This is a genomic window from Streptomyces djakartensis, from assembly GCF_014651075.1.
GTDB lineage: Bacteria > Actinomycetota > Actinomycetes > Streptomycetales > Streptomycetaceae > Streptomyces > Streptomyces djakartensis.
This window is the reverse complement of the sequence record NZ_BMWE01000022.1, coordinates 95,714-113,308: the sequence shown is the minus strand read 5'-3', so window position 1 is coordinate 113,308 and position 17,595 is coordinate 95,714. Positions and strand designations below refer to the sequence as shown.

The window sequence follows — 17,595 nt, the reverse complement described above, 5'->3', positions numbered from 1 at the left end:
GCCGGCGGCCGATGCGCCCGGGGGGCCGCCCGTCTGTCGCGCCGGCGCGCCGGCCACGCCGCCCGGTCCGGTTCCTCCGCCGGCGCGCTCCAGCAGCCGCCCCGCCGCCGTCGTCGCCGGAGTCAGGACGTCCGTCGAGCGCAAGCGGATGAGCACCGCCACGCACTGGTCGGCCGCTCCCCACGGCAGTGTGCACAGAGCCGTCGCTCCCGGCACCGCCCGCACCGAGGGCGCGTCGTCCGGGTCCGCCGACGGCCAGGGCGCGACGCAGACCATCGTGTGCGGCCCGTCGGCGCGGGAGCCGAGGGCGGTGCGCAGCTCCGCGATCGCCATGTCCCGCTGCCAGCCGCGCTCGGCCGTGAGGACCGCCCGCAGCTCACGGCTGAGGTCCGCCCCGTGCTGCGCCTCGTCCGCGAGCAGCGCGCCGATACGGGCGGTGACCCGCATCGCGGCGGACAGCTGGTCGTCGCTCGGCCCCGGATCGTCGTCCAGGAGCCAGACGTAGCCGTGGACCACGCCCCGGTGCCGTACGGGCAGGCAGATCCGCCCCCGGTACACCCCGGCCTCGGGCGTCGGCGGGATCCGCACCGGACCGGTCGCGCGCGTGATGCCGAAGCCCTCGAACCACGCCCGGACCGCCGCCGTCGAGCGGCGGGTGAGGATCGAGCGGGTGCGCACCGGGTCCAGGGCCGACGGATCGAGGTCGCCCTCACTGTCGTACACGCCGAAGGCGATCAGCTCGAAGTCCCGGTTCTCCAGCGTCGCGGGCGCCCCGAGCAGTTCCGAGATCTCGTCGACCAGCTCCTCGTAGTCGCCCCTGTGTTCCGACGTCATCCCCGCATTGTCGCGCACCTCGCGGCCGCCTTCATACATCTGTCTGAGATCTGCGGCACGGATGCGTGACAGCTGTCGATGGCCGACGATCGGAGGGATCCTTAGGTTTCACGGTGGTTCTCCGCGCCGTACCCGAAGCGTCATCCGCCCGGGGTCCGGCCACCCGTTGGTTGTGCTCTGGAGGTGCCCCGTGCTGGGTCCCGTGATTCTCGCCGCGTCCCGCAGCGACCGGATGCGACGCCTGGTCTCCGCGGCCCCGGTGACCAAGCAGGTCGTCGACCGCTTCATCCCCGGCGAGGACGTCGAGGACATCGTCCCGGTCATCCGGAGCCTCGCCGAGCAGGGCCTGGAACTGACGATGGACGTCGTCGGGGAGGACATCACCAGTCCCGCCCAGGCCGCCGCGGCCCGGGACGCCTACCTGGAGCTGATCGACCGCCTGAAGCCGCTGGAGCTCGGCACCCGCGCCGAGATGTCGGTGAAGCTGTCGATGTTCGGGCAGGCCCTGGCAGGCGGTCATGAACTGGCCCTCGCCAACGTCCGCCCGGTCGTCGAGGCGGCCGCCGAGATCGGCACCACGGTCACCCTGGACGCCGAGGACCACACCACCCTCGACTCGATGTTCGCCATCCACGAGGAGCTGCGCAAGGACTTCCCGCAGACCGGCTGCGTCATCCAGGCCTACCTCTTCCGCACCGAGGCCGACGCCCGCCGCCTCGCCGCGAGCGGCAGCCGGGTACGGCTGGTCAAGGGCGCGTACAAGGAACCGGCCTCGGTCGCGTACCAGGAAAAACACGAGATCGACCGGGCATACGTCCGGATCCTCCGGACGTTGATGAAGGGGAAGGGGTACCCGATGATCGGTTCCCACGACCCCCGTCTGATCGCCATCGGCCAGGAGCTCGCCCACCAGGCCGGGCGCAAGCCGGACGAGTACGAGTTCCAGATGCTCTACGGCATCCGCGCCGAGGAGCACCTGCGGCTGGCCGCCGAGGGCCACCGCATGCGCGTGTACACCGCCTACGGCACCGACTGGTACGGCTACTTCATGAGGCGTCTCGCGGAGAAGCCGGCCAACTTGAGGTTCTTCGCCCGGAGCGTGATCACCCGTGGCTGACGGAAACGCGGCAGTACTGCGGCGTCTGCCGGGGGCCCGGGGGTTGCCCCCCGGGAAAGCACAGCGTGAGGCGTCTCGCGGAGAGGCCGGCCGGCCTGCGCTTCTCCGCCCGCTCGACGCTCACCAAGGGCTGACAGCCCTCCGGGGCCGAAACCGAATCACCGCTCAGTAAGGAGTTACGGACAACATGGACGCTGTGACCCAGGTCCCCACCCCCGTCAACGAGCCGGTGCACGGCTACGCCCCCGGCTCGCCCGAGCGCGCCCGGCTGGAAGCCAGGCTGAAGGAGCTCGCCGACAACCCCGTCGACCTGCCCTGCACCATCGGCGGTGAGAAGCGGATGGGCGGCGGCGAGGCCTTCCAGGTCGTCCAGCCGCACAACCACCAGGCCGTCCTCGGCACGTACCGCAACGCCACGCAAGCGGACGCCCAGGACGCCATCGACGCGGCCCTGGCCGCCGCGCCCGCCTGGCGCGCCCTGTCCTTCGACGACCGCGCCGCGATCATCCTGCGCGCCGCCGAGCTGCTGTCCGGGCCGTGGCGCGAGACGCTCGCCGCCTCCACCATGCTCGGCCAGTCCAAGACCGCCCAGCAGGCCGAGATCGACACGCCCTGTGAGCTGATCGACTTCTGGCGCTTCAACGTCTCCTACGCCCGCAAGCTCCTGGCCGAGCAGCCCCCCGCCAACTCCCCGGGTGTGTGGAACCGCCTGGACCACCGCCCGCTCGAGGGCTTCGTCTACGCGATCACGCCCTTCAACTTCACCGCGATCGCGGGCAACCTGCCGACGGCCCCGGCGCTGATGGGCAACGTCGTCGTCTGGAAGCCGTCCCCGACGCAGACCCACGCCGCCGTGCTGCTGATGCAGCTGCTGGAGGAGGCCGGTCTGCCCAAGGGCGTCATCAACCTCGTCACCGGTGACGGCATCGAGGTCTCCAAGGTCGCCCTGGAGCACCGCGACCTCGCCGGCATCCACTTCACCGGCTCGACCAAGACCTTCCAGTACCTGTGGAAGACGGTCGGCAACAACATCGAGAAGTACCGCACCTACCCGCGCCTGGTCGGCGAGACCGGCGGCAAGGACTTCCTCGTCGCCCACCCGTCGGCCGACCCGGCGATCCTGAAGACGGCGCTGACCCGGGGTGCCTTCGAGTACCAGGGCCAGAAGTGCAGCGCCACGTCCCGGGCGTACGTCCCCGCCTCGATCTGGAACTCCGGCTTCAAGGAGGAGTTCGCCGCCGAGGTCGACGGCATCAGGATGGGCGACGTCACCGACCTGTCGAACTTCATCGGCGCCGTCATCGACGAGCGCGCCTTCGCCAAGAACAAGGCCGCCATCGACCGCGCCAAGCAGGACGCCTCCTGCACGATCGTCGCGGGCGGCAGCTACGACGACTCCGAGGGGTACTTCGTCCGCCCGACGGTCATCGAGTGCACCGACCCGGAGAACGAGGTCTTCCGCACCGAGTACTTCGGCCCGATCCTCGCCGTGCACGTCTACGAGGACGACAAGTACGACGAGATGCTGACGCAGATGGAGTCGGTCTCCGACTACGCCCTCACCGGCTCGGTCATCGCGAACGACCGCGCGGCGGCGGCCTACACGGCGGACCGGCTCCGCTACGCGGCCGGCAACTTCTACATCAACGACAAGTCGACCGGCGCGGTCGTCGGCCAGCAGCCCTTCGGCGGCGGCCGCGCCTCCGGCACCAACGACAAGGCCGGCGCCCCGCAGAACCTGATGCGCTGGACCCTGACCCGTGCCATCAAGGAGACCCTGGTCCCGCCGACCGACTACACCTACCCGCACATGGGCTGAGCCCCCACGGAACCGACGGGCCAGGTCGAAGGACCTGGCCCGTCGGCGTTCGAAAACCGGTCGAGAGCCAACCGGCCCGTTCGCATACTGGGCCGATGACCGCCCGAGCGAACACCGCCCACACCGCCGACCTCACCCACGCCGAACTCCGTGCCGCACGGGGCCTCCTGGACGCCGCCTTCGACGGCGACTTCAGCGACGAGGACTGGGACCATGGCCTCGGAGGCGTGCACGCCCTCGTGTACGACGCCTCCGGACTGGCCGCGCACGGGGCGGTGGTGATGCGCCGGGTGCGGCACCGGGGCCGGTGGCTGCGCGCCGGGTACGTCGAGAACGTCGCCGTCCGCGCCGACGCCCGCCGCACCGGCCTCGGCGGGCGGGTCATGGCGGAGCTGGAACGCGTCGTCGACCGCGCCTACGATCTCGGCGCCCTCTCCGCCGGCGACGAGGGCGCCCGCCTCTACACCTCCCGCGGCTGGCGGCTGTGGCGCGGGGAGGTACACGCCCTCAGCCCGCTCGACGGCGTCGTCCGCCTGCCGGAGGAAGAGGACAGCACGTACGTCCGCCCTGCCCTCGCCGGTCCGCTCGACCCCGCCGGCGAACTCGTCTTCGACTGGCGCGACGGCGACGTGCTCTGACTGTCGCCGCAGGTCAGAGCGGTGTGACCCGGTCCACCGTCTCAGATAGTAGGAAGTCCGAGTAATTGTGCAGACAGACGCTCCGGCCTCCCTTATTTTTGTAGAAGCCGAACGTCTCGCTCGATCCAGCGAAGGGCGGTCGTGAGCCGGGCCCCGTGCAGGAAACCCCTGCGGCACCGCTCCCCGCCACCTCCGGCGTCTCGTATCTCTCCGCGCTCCATGCTGTCGAAGGAGTCGATTTCCCATGGCCGAGACGACCGTCCGCCGCCGAGTCCGTCACCTCTCCCGTATGAGCGAGTCCGACCGCAAGAACGCCGCCGCCGCTCTCCAGCGCGCCCTCGACCGCAGGGACAACGGCGGATCCACCGGCCACTGAGCCGCACCGCACCGACCCCCGTCCGGGAGCCGCACCCGACGAGGCGCGGCGCGGGGTCTCACGCCCCGCGCCGCACCTCGAAGTGGTCGATCCGTTCACCGCTCGACGCCAGCGCCGACACGTTCAGCCGCGGCGCGGCGCCGCTCACGGCCTCCACCGAGAGGAACGAGAACCCCCGGTAGCGCACCCGCGACCACTGCACCGACTCTGCGTCGGCGTCCCGGGACTTGGTCCAACGGAACGTGGCGACCGGCTCGCGGTCGGCGGGATGGCCCTCGTAGCTCTCCTTCACGCCGTCCGGGAAGCCGTACAGCTCCTTGCCGCCCCCGCCCGCGGTGACGTACACGATCCCGTCCCGGCGCGGGTCCGTCGCCCCGCCGACCGGGACCGGCCTGCCCACCTCGCCGTTCTTGACGGCGTCGGTCCGCTCGTAGACGTGGTTGTGCCCGTTGATCACCAGGTCCACCTGGTGCTCGGCGAACAACGGCACCCACTCGGCGCGCACTCCGCCGTCGGAGGCGTGCGTGGACGTCGAGTAGGCGCAGTGGTGGAAGAAGACGACGATGAAGTCGACGTCGTCGGCGGCCCGCAGTTCACGGAGCTTGCGGTCCAGCCACCTCGTCTGCCGCCCCTGCGTGTAACCGAAGTTGGCCGGTATCTCGTACGACACGTCGTTCGCGTCCAGCGCGACCACGCCGACGTTGCCGTAGGTGAAGGCGTACACACCCGGGGCCGTGCGGGCGTCGAAGCCGCTGTCCGGCAGCGAGAAGCGGGCGAGCTGGCCGCCGTAGCCGTCCGGTGAGTACCAGGCCTCCATGTCGTGGTTGCCGGTCGTCACCATCCACGGCACCGACCTGGCCACCGGCTCGGTCTGCTTGAGGAACCGGTCCCACTGCCCGGCGTCGAAGACGTCCGACTCCTTCCCCTTGCCGGTCGGATCGGCGTAGCAGATGTCGCCGGCGTGGAGGTGGAAGACAGGGTTCTGGCGCATCAGCACACGGTCGTTGAGGGCCGCCTCCTCGCCCACGCCCTGATCGCCGAACGCGGTGAACACGAACCGCTCGGGCGGACTCGCGGGCGCCGTGCGGAACGACGTGACGGTGGACCGGTGCCGCGGGGACGCCGGGTCGAAGCCCTCGTGACCGACGCCGTAGTAGTAGGTCGTGCGCGGGCGCAGGCCGTCCAGCGCCGCGTGCAGGTAGTACTGCTCGACCGCCGCCCGTACGCCCTTCAGCTCCGGGGTGCGCAGATCGCGCAACTCCGCCTCGATCCCGCGGCCGAGGTCGTCGGGGCGCAGGCCGACGCGGACGTACGGTTTGCGCACCGCGAGCGGCACCTGCCAGGAGATCCGCATCTGCGTCTTCGGGTCGGCGCCGAAGGCGAGATGGCGGCCGAAGGGCGTGATGAGGGAGCCCGGGGCCTTCGACGTGCTGGGCGACGGGCTCCCGGCCGCCGTGGATGAGCTCCCCGGCCCCGAACCGGAACAGCCGGTCAGCAGGCCGCCCGCCACCGCGCCGGCCGTCACCAGCGCGCGGCGCCGCGACAGCCGCGTCCGCAGGTACTCGTGCTGTTCGGCCATGCTCATCCGGCGGGCGAGCTCGGGCGGGACGCCGAAATAAGGGATCTCCATGCCGAGTCAGCTTCCCAGCGGAGCCCAACACCCGCACCACCCACAGGTGAACGGAAACCGGCGACCGCGTGCGGCCCGCCGGGCGGGCGCCATGGCGCTGTCCGCATCACGGACACCGCATGTCATCCCATGGGACGAGGAGTAGGGTGCCCGCATGTCTCGCAGCATCAATCTCGCAGTGATCCCCGGTGACGGCATCGGCCAGGAGGTCGTGACCGAAGGCCTGAAGGTCCTCTCCGCCGTCCTTCCGCAGGATGTGAAGCTGGAGACCGAGGAGTACGACTTCGGCGCCAGGCGCTACCACGCCACCGGTGAGACCCTCACCGACGCCGACCTCGACGCCCTGAAGCGGCACGACGCCATCCTGCTCGGCGCGATCGGGGACCCAAGCGTGCCGTCCGGCGTCCTGGAGCGCGGCTTCCTGCTCAAACTCCGCTTCGCCTTCGACCACCACGTCAACCTGCGTCCCTCGAAGCTGCTGCCGGGTGTCGCCACCCCGCTGGCCGGCGAGCCGCAGATCGACTTCGTCGTGGTCCGTGAGGGCACCGAGGGCCCGTACACCGGCAACGGCGGCACGATCCGCAAGGGCACCGAGCACGAGGTCGCCACCGAGGTGTCCGTGAACACGGCCTACGGTGTCGAGCGCGTCGTCCGTGACGCCTTCGCGCGTGCCCAGGCCCGCCCGCGCAAGAAGCTGGCGCTGATCCACAAGAACAACGTGCTGACCTTCGCGGGCCACCTGTGGACGAACGTCTTCAACAAGGTGGCCGAGGAGTTCCCCGAGGTCACCACCGAGTACATGCACGTCGACGCGGCCACCATCTACCTGGTCACCCAGCCCGAGCGCTTCGACGTGATCGTCACCGACAACCTCTTCGGCGACATCATCACCGACCTCGCCGCGGCCGTCTCCGGCGGCATCGGCGTGGCGGCCTCCGGCAACATCAACCCGTCCGGAGAGTTCCCGTCCATGTTCGAGCCCGTGCACGGCTCGGCCCCGGACATCGCCGGCCAGGGCAAGGCCGACCCGACCGCCACCGTGCTGTCCGTCGCCCTGCTCCTGCGCCACCTCGGCTACGAGGCCGAGGCCGCCCGCATCGACGAGGCGGTCTCCGCCGACCTCTCGGAGCGCACCGGCAAGCCCGCCCGCTCCACCTCGGAGATCGGTGACGCGCTCGCCGTACGAGTAGCCGGCTGACCCGCCGCTGCTCCGCGAAGCCGCCGGGTCGCATCCGCACCCGGCGGCTTCCGCATGTTCCCGCCGGGTGCCACCATCGACCACCGGGCCGTACTCGCCCCGTTCCTTCCGCCGCCGCCCCCGGGCGATAATCGAACGCGAGGCCGCGGAATGAGGGAATGCTCGGAAGTCCTAGCACTGGTCACCATCAGAGCAGCACCGAGCGCGGCCCGTCACTACAACCGGTGAAGGACATCAACCCATGACGACGCCCACGATCGAGCTCAAGCCCTCCGCCAGCCCGCTCTCCGCCAGCGAGCGCGAGGCGATCCTGGCCAGCCCCGGCTTCGGCCGCCACTTCACCGACCACATGGTGACGATCAAGTGGACCGAAGGCCGCGGCTGGCACGACGGACAGCTCGTGCCGTACGCGCCGATCTCCCTCGACCCCGCCACCACCGTCCTGCACTACGCGCAGGAGATCTTCGAGGGGCTGAAGGCCTACCGCCGCCCCGACGGCTCGGTCGCCACCTTCCGGCCCGAGAAGAACGCCGAGCGCTTCCAGCGGTCCGCGCGGCGGCTGGCGATGCCGGAGCTGCCGGTCGAGACGTTCATCGAGGCGTGCGACGCCCTGGTCAGGCAGGACAAGGCGTGGGTGCCGGCGCACGGCGGTGAGGAGTCCCTCTACCTGCGCCCGTTCATGATCGCCACCGAGGTCGGGCTGGGTGTGAAGCCGGCCAACGAGTACCTGTTCCTGGTGATCGCCTCGCCGGCCGGCGCGTACTTCCCCGGTGGTGTGAAGCCGGTGTCCATCTGGGTCTCCGAGGACCGGGTGCGTGCCGTCCCCGGCGGCATGGGCGACGCCAAGACGGGCGGCAACTACGCGGCGTCCCTGCTCGCCCAGGCCGAGGCCGCGGCCAAGGGCTGCGACCAGGTGTGCTACCTCGACGCGGTGCAGCACCAGTGGGTCGAGGAGCTCGGCGGGATGAACCTGTACTTCGTGTACGGCGACAAGATCGTCACCCCCTCGCTGACGGGCTCCATCCTGGAAGGCGTGACGCGTGACTCGTTGCTGACCGTCGCCCGCGACCTGGGCTACGAGGCCGAGGAGGGCCGCGTCTCCATCGACCAGTGGCAGCGCGACTCCGAGAACGGCACCCTCACCGAGGTCTTCGCCTGCGGCACGGCCGCGGTCATCACCCCCGTCGGCACGGTCAAGCGCACCGGCGCCGAGTGGCGGCAGTCGGGCGGTGAGCCCGGCGAGGTCACCCTCAGGCTCCGCAAGGCCCTCCTCGACATCCAGCGCGGCACCGCCGAGGACAGGCACGGCTGGATGCACACGCTGGGCTGACATCCGGCCCGCGTCCGCCGGACACGCTGAGCGGTCCGGTGCTCGCATTCTGAGACGGACGGTGAGCGCGGGGACAGTTTGTGCCAGACTGCCCCCGTGCTCTCGTTCGCCATGATTATTGGCAGCAGGCGCGCCGGTCCGCAGTGACCGCTACGTACGACCAGGTACGGGCGGACACCGTCGTCCTCGACCCGCGCGCAGACCTCTCGCACCCGCGAGAGGTTTTTCGCATTTCTGGCCCACCCACAGCCGGAGGCGAGAGCGCAAGGGAGTATGTGAGGGCGGTGGAGCCGGTCATTCCGGTACGACCGAGATCCCCTTCTCAGGAGCCTTGAGACCATGACCGCAAGCAGCGAGCTCGACGATTCCTTCCACGTCTTCGACACCACCCTGCGCGACGGCGCCCAGCGGGAGGGCATCAACCTCACCGTCGCCGACAAGCTCGCCATCGCTCGCCACCTGGACGACTTCGGTGTGGGCTTCATCGAGGGCGGCTGGCCCGGCGCGAACCCCCGCGACACCGAGTTCTTCGCCCGTGCCCGGCAGGAGATCGAGTTCCGGCACGCACAGCTGGTCGCGTTCGGCTCCACCCGACGGGCCGGCACGACCGCCGCTCAGGACCCGCAGGTCAAGGCGCTGCTGGAGTCCGGCGCCCCGGTGATCACGCTGGTCGCCAAGTCGCACGACCGCCATGTCGAACTCGCCCTGCGCACCACCCTGGACGAGAACCTGGCGATGGTCTCCGACACGGTGTCGTTCCTGAAGGAGCAGGGCCGCCGGGTCTTCGTCGACTGCGAGCACTTCTTCGACGGTTACCGCGCGAACCCCGAGTACGCGAAGTCCGTGGTCCGTACGGCGTCCCGGGCGGGCGCGGACGTGGTGATCCTCTGCGACACCAACGGCGGCATGCTCCCGGCGCAGATCCAGGCGGTCGTCTCCACGGTCCTCGCCGACACCGGCGCGCGGCTCGGCATCCACGCCCAGGACGACACGGGGTGCGCGGTCGCCAACACCCTGGCCGCCGTCGACGCGGGCGCGACGCACGTGCAGTGCACGGCCAACGGTTACGGAGAGCGCGTCGGCAACGCGAACCTCTTCCCGGTCGTGGCGGCCCTGGAGCTCAAGTACGGCAAGAAGGTCCTGCCCGAGGGGCACCTGCGCGAGATGACGCGCGTCTCGCACGCCATCGCCGAGGTCGTCAACCTCACCCCCTCGACCCACCAGCCCTACGTCGGCCTCTCCGCCTTCGCCCACAAGGCCGGCCTGCACGCCTCGGCCATCAAGGTCGACCCCGACCTGTACCAGCACATCGACCCCGAGCAGGTCGGCAACACCATGCGGATGCTGGTCTCCGACATGGCGGGCCGGGCCTCCATCGAGCTCAAGGGCAAGGAGCTCGGCGTCGACCTCGGCGGCGACCGGGAGCTGGTCGGCCGGGTGGTCGAGCGGGTCAAGGAGCGCGAGCTCAGGGGCTACACCTACGAGGCCGCGGACGCGAGCTTCGAACTGCTCCTGCGCGCCGAGGTCCAGGGCGGGCCGCTGCGCTACTTCGAGGTCGAGTCCTGGCGCGCCATCGTCGAGGACCGGCCCGACGGGTCCCACGCCAACGAGGCCACGGTCAAGCTGTGGGCCAAGGGCGAGCGCATCGTCGCCACCGCAGAGGGCAACGGCCCCGTCAACGCCCTGGACCGGGCCCTGCGCGTGGGCCTGGAGAAGATCTACCCGCAGCTCGCCAAGCTGGAGCTGGTGGACTACAAGGTCCGCATCCTGGAGGGCAAGCACGGCACCAACTCCACGACCCGCGTCCTGATCTCCACCTCGGACGGCTCGGGCGAGTGGTCGACGGTGGGCGTGGCCGACAACGTCATCGCCGCGAGCTGGCAGGCGCTGGAGGACGCGTACACGTACGGGCTGCTGCGGGCCGGGGTCGATCCGGCGGAGTAGCAGCGGGTCGGCGGGTCCGCCGGGCAGCGCAGGCGCACCCGCCACCGCGATCGTGGCCCCATGCATATCCGTTTATGTCCTTATTCGGGTAGTTTCGAAGTATGAAGGCCGCGCTGGTGCGTACCCTCGTACGTCTGCTGATCGTTCCGGTCGCCGCCGTACTGGCGGCGCTGGTGGTCGGTGCGCCCGGGGCGCACGCGGCCACCGACCTCTCCCACGTCGCCGGCGAGCTGCGCGAGAATCCCGTCTACGTCGATCCGGCCGCCTCCGGCCAGCTCGCCGCGTCGGACGCCGAGGCGCTCGCCGACAAGATCAAGGACGCGGACAAGCCCGTCTTCGTGGCGGTCCTGCCGGCCGGCTATCCCACGCAGGACCTCTTCCGGAACCTGCGCACCGAGACCGGCGTCACCGGCCTGTACGGCATCCGCCTCGGCGAGAAGTTCGACGCCCGCGCCGACAGCGCGGTGATGAGCCGCCAGTCGGTGTCCAACCTGGTCACGTCCGTGCAGGGCGCGGGCGACGCCAAGGCCCAGCTGAACGACTTCGTCGACGACGCCCTGCGCAACGTGGGCGGTTCGGCGCCGAGCAGCTGGAGCGACGGTGCGGGCGTCGACGTTCCCGTCGGCGGCCTGATCACGGTCGGGGCCCTGGTCGCGGCCGGCGGCGCGGGCGCCTACGCGATGGTCCGGCGCAACCGCCGCCGCCACGAGGAGGAGCAGCGGGCCGCGCTGGAGAAGCTGCGCGTGGTGGTCGACGAGGACATCACGGCCTTCGGCGAGGAGCTGGACCGGCTCGACTTCCACCCCGGGGAGCCGGGCGCCGACGACGCGATGCGCGCCGACTACGAACGGGCCCTGGACGCCTACGAGCAGTCGAAGTCCCTGATGGCGGCCGCGACGAGACCGGAGGACGTGAAGGCCGTCACCGAGGCCGTGGAGGACGGCCGGTTCTCCCTGACGCTCCTCGCGGCCCGCCGTTCGGGCGGCCCGCTGCCCGAGCGCCGTCCACCGTGCTTCTTCGACCCGCGCCACGGCCCCTCGGTCGCCGACGCCGCCTGGACTCCGCCGGGCGGGTCCGAGCGCGAGGTCCCGGTCTGTGCGGCCGACCGGACCCGTCTCGCCGAGGGCCGCGACCCGGCGATCCGGGAGGTCGACACCGACTACGGCCGACGCCCGTACTGGGAGGCCGGGCCGGCGTACGGCCCGTGGGCCGGCGGCTACTTCGGCGGCGGCCTGCTGCCCGGCCTTCTCGTCGGCACCCTGCTGGGCAGCATGATGGCCGGCCCCGCCTACGCGGCCGACTACGGCTCCGGCTACGGCGACTTCGGCGGCTATGAGGGCGGCGACGTCTCCGGTGCGGACTTCGACACCGGCGACTTCGGGGGCGGCTTCGGCGGCGGCGGGGACTTCGGCGGCGGTGGCTTCGGCGGAGGTGACTTCGGGGGCGGGTTCTGACCCCGGCCCTCGGCCGTACCGGGCAGAAGCAGTGACGCCCGCCCTGTTCAGGAGCCTCGCCTCCGGCATCGCCCGCCGCCCAGGTCCGGGCACGGGCGCGCGCCTCGCTCGGACAGCGGACAGCAACCGTCCGGTGCGCTTCCTGCGGTGATGCCATGACCGTTTCCGGGACCTTCCTGCCGTTCGAGACCGTCGCCGACCTGCCACGGGTGGATCACCGGGCAGCGGAAGGGGCTTGACGGGTCGTACCACCTCCAGCGGATCACCCCGCGGCGCCCCGGCGGCCCCTGGGCCATGGTCGACGTCAGGCGGGCCGGGGAACCGGCCGCCGCCGGGCGGATGCGGCCCGGCGCGCTCGCGGAGGTGGCGGCCGCCCGGGCGGACGGACGGTGGGAGGCGGCCTGCGCGTCACAGCGGGAGGCTGAGGGTCCGGAGGATCTGGCCGCAGCGCTGAGGGCAGTCCGCGGGCCGCGGCGGCCTTCGAGGCTCCCGGGCGGACGGACGGTACCTGGCGATGCTCCGGCTGCCGCGCGCCCGGACGCCGAGCAGCCGGGCCGCGCAGGTGGCGGCGGTGCGGAAACTCGAGTCCGGGCGGAGGCCCCGATGAGGCCGGCCGGGCCGGCTCGACGGGGGTGCACGGGACGGGCCCGGCGCCCGGTGGATGCCGTCGCTGCCGACAGCATCCCTTAGGCGCCGGGCCCGCCCGGGAACGGGGGCCGGGGGCCGGGGGCCGCTCAGAGTGTGGAAGCCGCCGAGGCTATGGCGGAGGCGAACGCCGAGACCTCCGTGTAGACGCCGGGAGCCTCCGGCCGGGCGCAGCCCTCGCCCCAGCTCACGATGCCGACCTGGATCCAGTTGCCGGCGTCGTCCTTGCGGAACATCGGGCCGCCGGAGTCGCCCTGGCAGGTGTCGACGCCGCCCGCGTCGAAACCGGCGCATATCTCCTCGCTCGCGACGAGATCGCTGTACAGACCGCCGTAGGCCTTGCATGCTGCGTCGCTGACGAACGGCACGGTGGCCTTCAGCAGGTAGCGCTGCTGGGAGCCGCCCTCGCGGTTGGCACCCCAGCCGGCGACGGTGAAGTCACCGGTGTTGTACTGCGCCGTGGTGGCGATCTTCAGGGTCGGCAGGTTGATGGGCTGGGCGAGCTTGATGAGCGCCCAGTCCTTGCCGGTGCCGTTGTAGCCGGGCGCGCGGAGCACCTTGGTGGAGCGGACCTGGACCCGGCCGCTGGTGGACTGGAGGTCGACGACCCCCGCGGTGGCGGTGATGCCGGTGTTGGGCCCGGAACTGCCCACGCAGTGCGCGGCCGTGAGCACGATCTGCTGGGTGTAGAGCGCGCCGCCGCAGCCCATGGAGAGCCGGACCATGAACGGGAACTCGCCCTGGGTGGCACGGGTTCCGCCCACGACGGGCGACGGGGCGGCCTGCGCGGGGGAGACGGGCTGCAGGCTGGCGACGGCGAGTGCGGCGGCGCCGAGGACCGCGCATCTCTTGAGGGCCGTGAGAAGTCTCTTCAACGTGATGCCTTCCGTGGGGGTTGACTCGGGGAGATGTGCAACCGAAGCATCCGTTTGACGAGTACATGCCAGCAGCAGGAGCAAAAAGAACGTCCATGTGCTGGCATGGACGGTCAAAATTGTGCTGCTGGATTATGAGAACGCCCGCAGTCCTCACACAAGGGGCCCGATTCGGCCACGCCGTACGGTGCCGACCCGTACGGCGCGGCCGCCGGCCTCAGGCGTTCCTGATCGCCGAGATGTCGAAGTTGAGCTTGATCTTGTCGGAGACCAGGACGCCACCGGTCTCCAGCGCGGCGTTCCAGGTCAGGCCCCACTCGGAGCGCAGGATCTCCGCCTTGCCCTCGAAGCCGACGCGCTCGTTGCCGAAGGGGTCCTTCGCGGCGCCGTTGAACTCGAGGTCGATGGAGAGGGGGCGGGTCGTGCCGAGGATCGTCAGGTCGCCGGTGATGCGGTAGTCGCCGCCCCCCAGGTCCCTCGCCTCGGTGGAGCGGAAGGTCATGGTGGGGAACTCGTCCGTCCGGAAGAAGTCCGCGCTCTTCAGGTGGCCGTCCCGGTCGGCGTTGCCCGTGCTGATGCTGTCCATCACCACGTCCAGGGAGGCCGTGGACCGCGACGGGTCGGCGCCGTCGAGGTGCAGCGTGCCCGTGAAGTCCTGGAAGCCGCCCTTGACGTTGGTGACCATGGCGTGCCGGGCGACGAAGCCGATCGTCGAGTGCGCGGGGTCGATCGTGTAGTCGCCGGTCAGGGCGGCCAGGTCGGTGGCGGCGGTGGTGGCCTCGGTGTTGCGGCTGAAGATGCTCATGGGGTGCGCCTCCTCGATGGGATCGAACGTTGAACGTTTAACTACATCAACACGACCCACCGTAGACCTATTCCGTTTAAGGTTCAACGTTTTCCGGGTTGCGCCGGACCGTCCTGAACCCGCCCGGTCGATGTGCGGTGGCGGCGTCCCCGCTGACGCGGTTCCGTTGCTAGGGCGGACGACGCGACTTTGCGGACACCCCCGAGGGACCGTAAGGAGGGGAGAGCGACCGATGACACTCACCGGCTCCGGCTCGGCCCACGACCTGCCGGAGGACGCCGTCCCACGCCGCGTCCCGGCAGCCTCCCGAGTCACCGAGCACGGGCCCGCGCGGCGCCTGGACCGGCCCGTCGCCCTGGTCACCGGAGCCTCCTCCGGCATCGGGGCGGCCACGGCGCGGCGCTTCGCCACGGGCGGCTGGCAGTTGATCCTCAACGGACGCGACCGGAGCCGCCTCGAGCGCACGGCGTCCGGCACCTCGGCCGTCGTGCTGCCCGCCGACCTCGCCGCCGCCGGGGGACCGCGCCTGCTGGCCCAGTCGGCGCTGCACGCCACCGGGCGGATCGACGTCCTGGTCGCCGGGGCGGGCATCGGCTGGGCGGGCCCGTTCGCCGCGATGCCGCACACCGACATCGACCGGGTGCTGGCCCTGGACCTCAACGCCACGCTCCATCTGGTGCGCGAGGTGCTGCCCTCCATGATCGCCGCCCGCCGGGGCCGGGTGGTGCTGTTCGGCTCGATGGCGGGGTGCGTGGGTGTACGGGAGGAAGCGGTGTACTCCGCGGCCAAGGCCGGCCTGGCCGTCTTCGCCGAGGCGCTGCGTCAGGAACTGCGCGGCACGGGCGTGGGCGTGACGTTCGTCGTGTCCGGCCCGGTCGACACGGCCTTCTACGCCCGCCGCGGCAGGCCCTACGACCGTGCCCGTCCCCGGCAGATCCCGCCCGGCTCCGTCGCCGGCGCGGTCTGGGACGCCGTACGCCGGGGCCGTGACGAGGTCTTCGTGCCCGACTGGCTGACCCTCCCGGCCCGTGCCCGCGCCCTGGCGCCGGGGCTGTACCGTCGCCTGCTGAACCGGTTCGGCTGACCCGGCCCAGGAGGCATGGGCCTCACACGTCTGTGAGGTGACTCTCGGCTGACGGCTTTGTGTGACCTCTACAAGCCGCACGCCCCCTGAGCAGTCGGAAAGGCTGCACCCGGCCGCGGTTCTGTTCAGGGGTACCAGGAAAACACGCCGGAGACTGTGAGGAGTCGACGGCCCGCAATCCTTGGTTGGCTTCGTAAGGTCGCTACATGACCGTTTTGGATGAGGCGCCGGGTGAGCCGACCGACGCGCGCGGACGCGTGGCCGAACTGCACGAGATCCGTGCGCAGGCGGTGGCCGGACCGAGCGAGAAGGCGACCAAGGCGCAGCACGCCAAGGGCAAGCTGACCGCGCGGGAACGCATCGAACTCCTCCTCGACCCGGACTCCTTCCGGGAGGTCGAGCAGCTGCGCCGGCACCGGGCGACGGGCTTCGGCCTGGAGACCAAGAAGCCGTACACCGACGGTGTGATCACCGGCTGGGGCACGGTGGAGGGCCGGACGGTCTTCGTCTACGCCCATGACTTCCGCGTCTTCGGCGGCGCCCTGGGCGAGGCCCACGCCACGAAGATCCACAAGATCATGGACATGGCCATCGCGGCCGGTGCGCCGCTGGTCTCCCTGAACGACGGCGCCGGCGCCCGCATCCAGGAGGGCGTCTCGGCCCTCGCCGGCTACGGCGGCATCTTCCAGCGCAACACCAAGGCGTCGGGCGTCATCCCGCAGATCAGCGTCATGCTGGGCCCGTGCGCGGGCGGCGCGGCCTACAGCCCCGCCCTCACCGACTTCGTCTTCATGGTCCGCGAGACCTCGCAGATGTTCATCACCGGCCCGGACGTCGTCAAGGCGGTCACCGGCGAGGAGATCACCCAGAACGGCCTGGGCGGCGCGGACGTGCACGCCGAGACCAGCGGCGTCTGCCACTTCGCCTACGACGACGAGGAGACGTGCATCGCCGAGGTCCGCTACCTCCTCTCGCTGCTCCCGCAGAACAACCGCGAGAACCCGCCGCGCGTGGAGTCGACGGACGCGGTGGACCGCCGCTCGGACGTCCTCCTGGACCTGGTCCCGGCCGACGGCAACCGGCCGTACGACATGGCCAAGGTCATCGAGGAGATCGTCGACGACGGCGACTACCTGGAGGTCCACGAGCGCTGGGCCCGCAACATCATCTGCGCCCTGGGCCGGATGGACGGCCAGGTCGTCGGCATCATCGCCAACCAGCCGCAGGTCCTGGCCGGCGTCCTGGACATCGAGGCCTCCGAGAAGGCGGCCCGCTTCGTCCAGATGTGCGACGCCTTCAACATCCCGATCGTCACCCTTCTGGACGTTCCCGGCTTCCTCCCGGGCGTCGACCAGGAGCACGGTGGGATCATCCGCCACGGCGCGAAGCTGCTGTACGCCTACTGCAACGCGACCGTCCCGAGGATCTCGCTGATCCTGCGCAAGGCCTACGGAGGTGCGTACATCGTCATGGACAGCCAGTCCATCGGTGCGGACCTCACCTACGCCTGGCCGACCAACGAGATCGCCGTCATGGGCGCGGAGGGTGCCGCCAACGTCATCTTCCGCCGCCAGATCGCCGAGGCCGAGGACCCCGAGGCCATGCGCACGCGCATGGTCAAGGAGTACAAGTCCGAGCTCATGCACCCCTACTACGCGGCGGAGCGCGGGCTGGTCGACGACGTGATCGACCCGTCGGAAACCCGCGAGGTCCTGATCAAGTCGCTGGCGATGCTCCAGACCAAGCACGCCGATCTGCCCTCCCGCAAGCACGGCAACCCGCCCCAGTAACCCGGCGGACCCGCCGCGGCAACCCCGCGGACCTCTCTCTCACGGAGACTGACAGC

General features: G+C 71.0%; 14 protein-coding genes and 1 pseudogene. 11 read left to right on the top strand and 4 right to left on the bottom strand.

Going from position 1 to position 17,595, the window contains the following annotated elements; translation table 11 throughout:
- Positions 1-834, bottom strand: an 834-nt coding sequence (locus IE212_RS29385; RefSeq protein WP_229864631.1) for a PucR family transcriptional regulator, incomplete at its 3' end; no start/stop codon positions are given.
- Between the two features lie 190 nt (positions 835-1,024).
- Here IE212_RS29385 and IE212_RS29380 point away from each other — a divergent pair.
- The 4 genes from IE212_RS29380 (at position 1,025) to IE212_RS35475 (ending at position 4,784) form a co-directional block, all read left to right on the top strand.
- Complete coding sequence (locus IE212_RS29380; protein ID WP_190200989.1) at positions 1,025-1,951, top strand: proline dehydrogenase family protein; 927 nt, start codon at positions 1,025-1,027, stop codon at positions 1,949-1,951.
- A gap of 187 nt (positions 1,952-2,138) precedes the next feature.
- Positions 2,139-3,770 carry an L-glutamate gamma-semialdehyde dehydrogenase gene (gene pruA, locus IE212_RS29375; RefSeq protein ID WP_190200988.1) on the top strand — a complete coding sequence of 544 codons (1,632 nt, stop codon included), beginning with the start codon at positions 2,139-2,141 and terminating at the stop codon, positions 3,768-3,770.
- Between the two features lie 95 nt (positions 3,771-3,865).
- Positions 3,866-4,408, top strand: a complete 543-nt coding sequence (locus tag IE212_RS29370; protein ID WP_190200987.1) for a GNAT family N-acetyltransferase — start codon at positions 3,866-3,868, stop codon at positions 4,406-4,408.
- A gap of 244 nt (positions 4,409-4,652) precedes the next feature.
- Positions 4,653-4,784: a hypothetical protein gene (locus IE212_RS35475; protein ID WP_268250804.1), complete on the top strand. Its 132-nt coding sequence runs from the start codon at positions 4,653-4,655 to the stop codon at positions 4,782-4,784.
- A gap of 58 nt (positions 4,785-4,842) precedes the next feature.
- Here IE212_RS35475 and IE212_RS29365 read toward each other — a convergent pair whose 3' ends face one another.
- On the bottom strand, positions 4,843-6,414 hold the full coding sequence (locus IE212_RS29365) for a purple acid phosphatase family protein (RefSeq protein WP_190200986.1): 1,572 nt from the start codon (positions 6,412-6,414) through the stop codon (positions 4,843-4,845).
- A 154-nt stretch (positions 6,415-6,568) separates the two neighbouring features.
- On the opposite strand from IE212_RS29365, the gene IE212_RS29360 reads away from it, so the two are divergent.
- From IE212_RS29360 to IE212_RS35685, 5 genes and pseudogenes are all read left to right on the top strand, one after another.
- The gene (locus IE212_RS29360; protein ID WP_190200985.1) at positions 6,569-7,612 is read left to right on the top strand and encodes a 3-isopropylmalate dehydrogenase; all 1,044 of its coding nucleotides are present in this window, start codon (positions 6,569-6,571) and stop codon (positions 7,610-7,612) included.
- Between the two features lie 241 nt (positions 7,613-7,853).
- Positions 7,854-8,942, top strand: coding sequence for a branched-chain amino acid aminotransferase (locus tag IE212_RS29355; protein ID WP_190200984.1), 1,089 nt, complete (start codon positions 7,854-7,856; stop codon positions 8,940-8,942).
- A gap of 339 nt (positions 8,943-9,281) precedes the next feature.
- A complete protein-coding gene (gene cimA, locus IE212_RS29350) occupies positions 9,282-10,886 on the top strand; it encodes a citramalate synthase (RefSeq protein ID WP_190200983.1) in 1,605 nt (534 codons plus the stop codon).
- A gap of 101 nt (positions 10,887-10,987) precedes the next feature.
- Positions 10,988-12,340: a hypothetical protein gene (locus IE212_RS29345; RefSeq protein WP_190200982.1), complete on the top strand. Its 1,353-nt coding sequence runs from the start codon at positions 10,988-10,990 to the stop codon at positions 12,338-12,340.
- Positions 12,341-12,541: 201 nt separating this feature from the next.
- Positions 12,542-12,947, top strand: a pseudogene (locus tag IE212_RS35685) (YdeI/OmpD-associated family protein); the annotation flags it as partial.
- A gap of 127 nt (positions 12,948-13,074) precedes the next feature.
- Here IE212_RS35685 and IE212_RS29340 read toward each other — a convergent pair.
- The gene (locus IE212_RS29340) at positions 13,075-13,860 is read right to left on the bottom strand and encodes a S1 family peptidase (protein WP_190200981.1); all 786 of its coding nucleotides are present in this window, start codon (positions 13,858-13,860) and stop codon (positions 13,075-13,077) included.
- A 217-nt stretch (positions 13,861-14,077) separates the two neighbouring features.
- On the bottom strand, positions 14,078-14,665 hold the full coding sequence (locus IE212_RS29335) for a YceI family protein (protein WP_190200980.1): 588 nt from the start codon (positions 14,663-14,665) through the stop codon (positions 14,078-14,080).
- Positions 14,666-14,897: 232 nt separating this feature from the next.
- Between IE212_RS29335 and IE212_RS29330 the strand changes: the two genes are divergently transcribed.
- Both IE212_RS29330 and IE212_RS29325 read left to right on the top strand, forming a co-directional pair.
- On the top strand, positions 14,898-15,749 hold the full coding sequence (locus IE212_RS29330; protein WP_190200979.1) for an SDR family NAD(P)-dependent oxidoreductase: 852 nt from the start codon (positions 14,898-14,900) through the stop codon (positions 15,747-15,749).
- A 206-nt stretch (positions 15,750-15,955) separates the two neighbouring features.
- The gene (locus IE212_RS29325) at positions 15,956-17,539 is read left to right on the top strand and encodes an acyl-CoA carboxylase subunit beta (protein ID WP_190200978.1); all 1,584 of its coding nucleotides are present in this window, start codon (positions 15,956-15,958) and stop codon (positions 17,537-17,539) included.
- Positions 17,540-17,595: the final 56 nt, after the last annotated feature.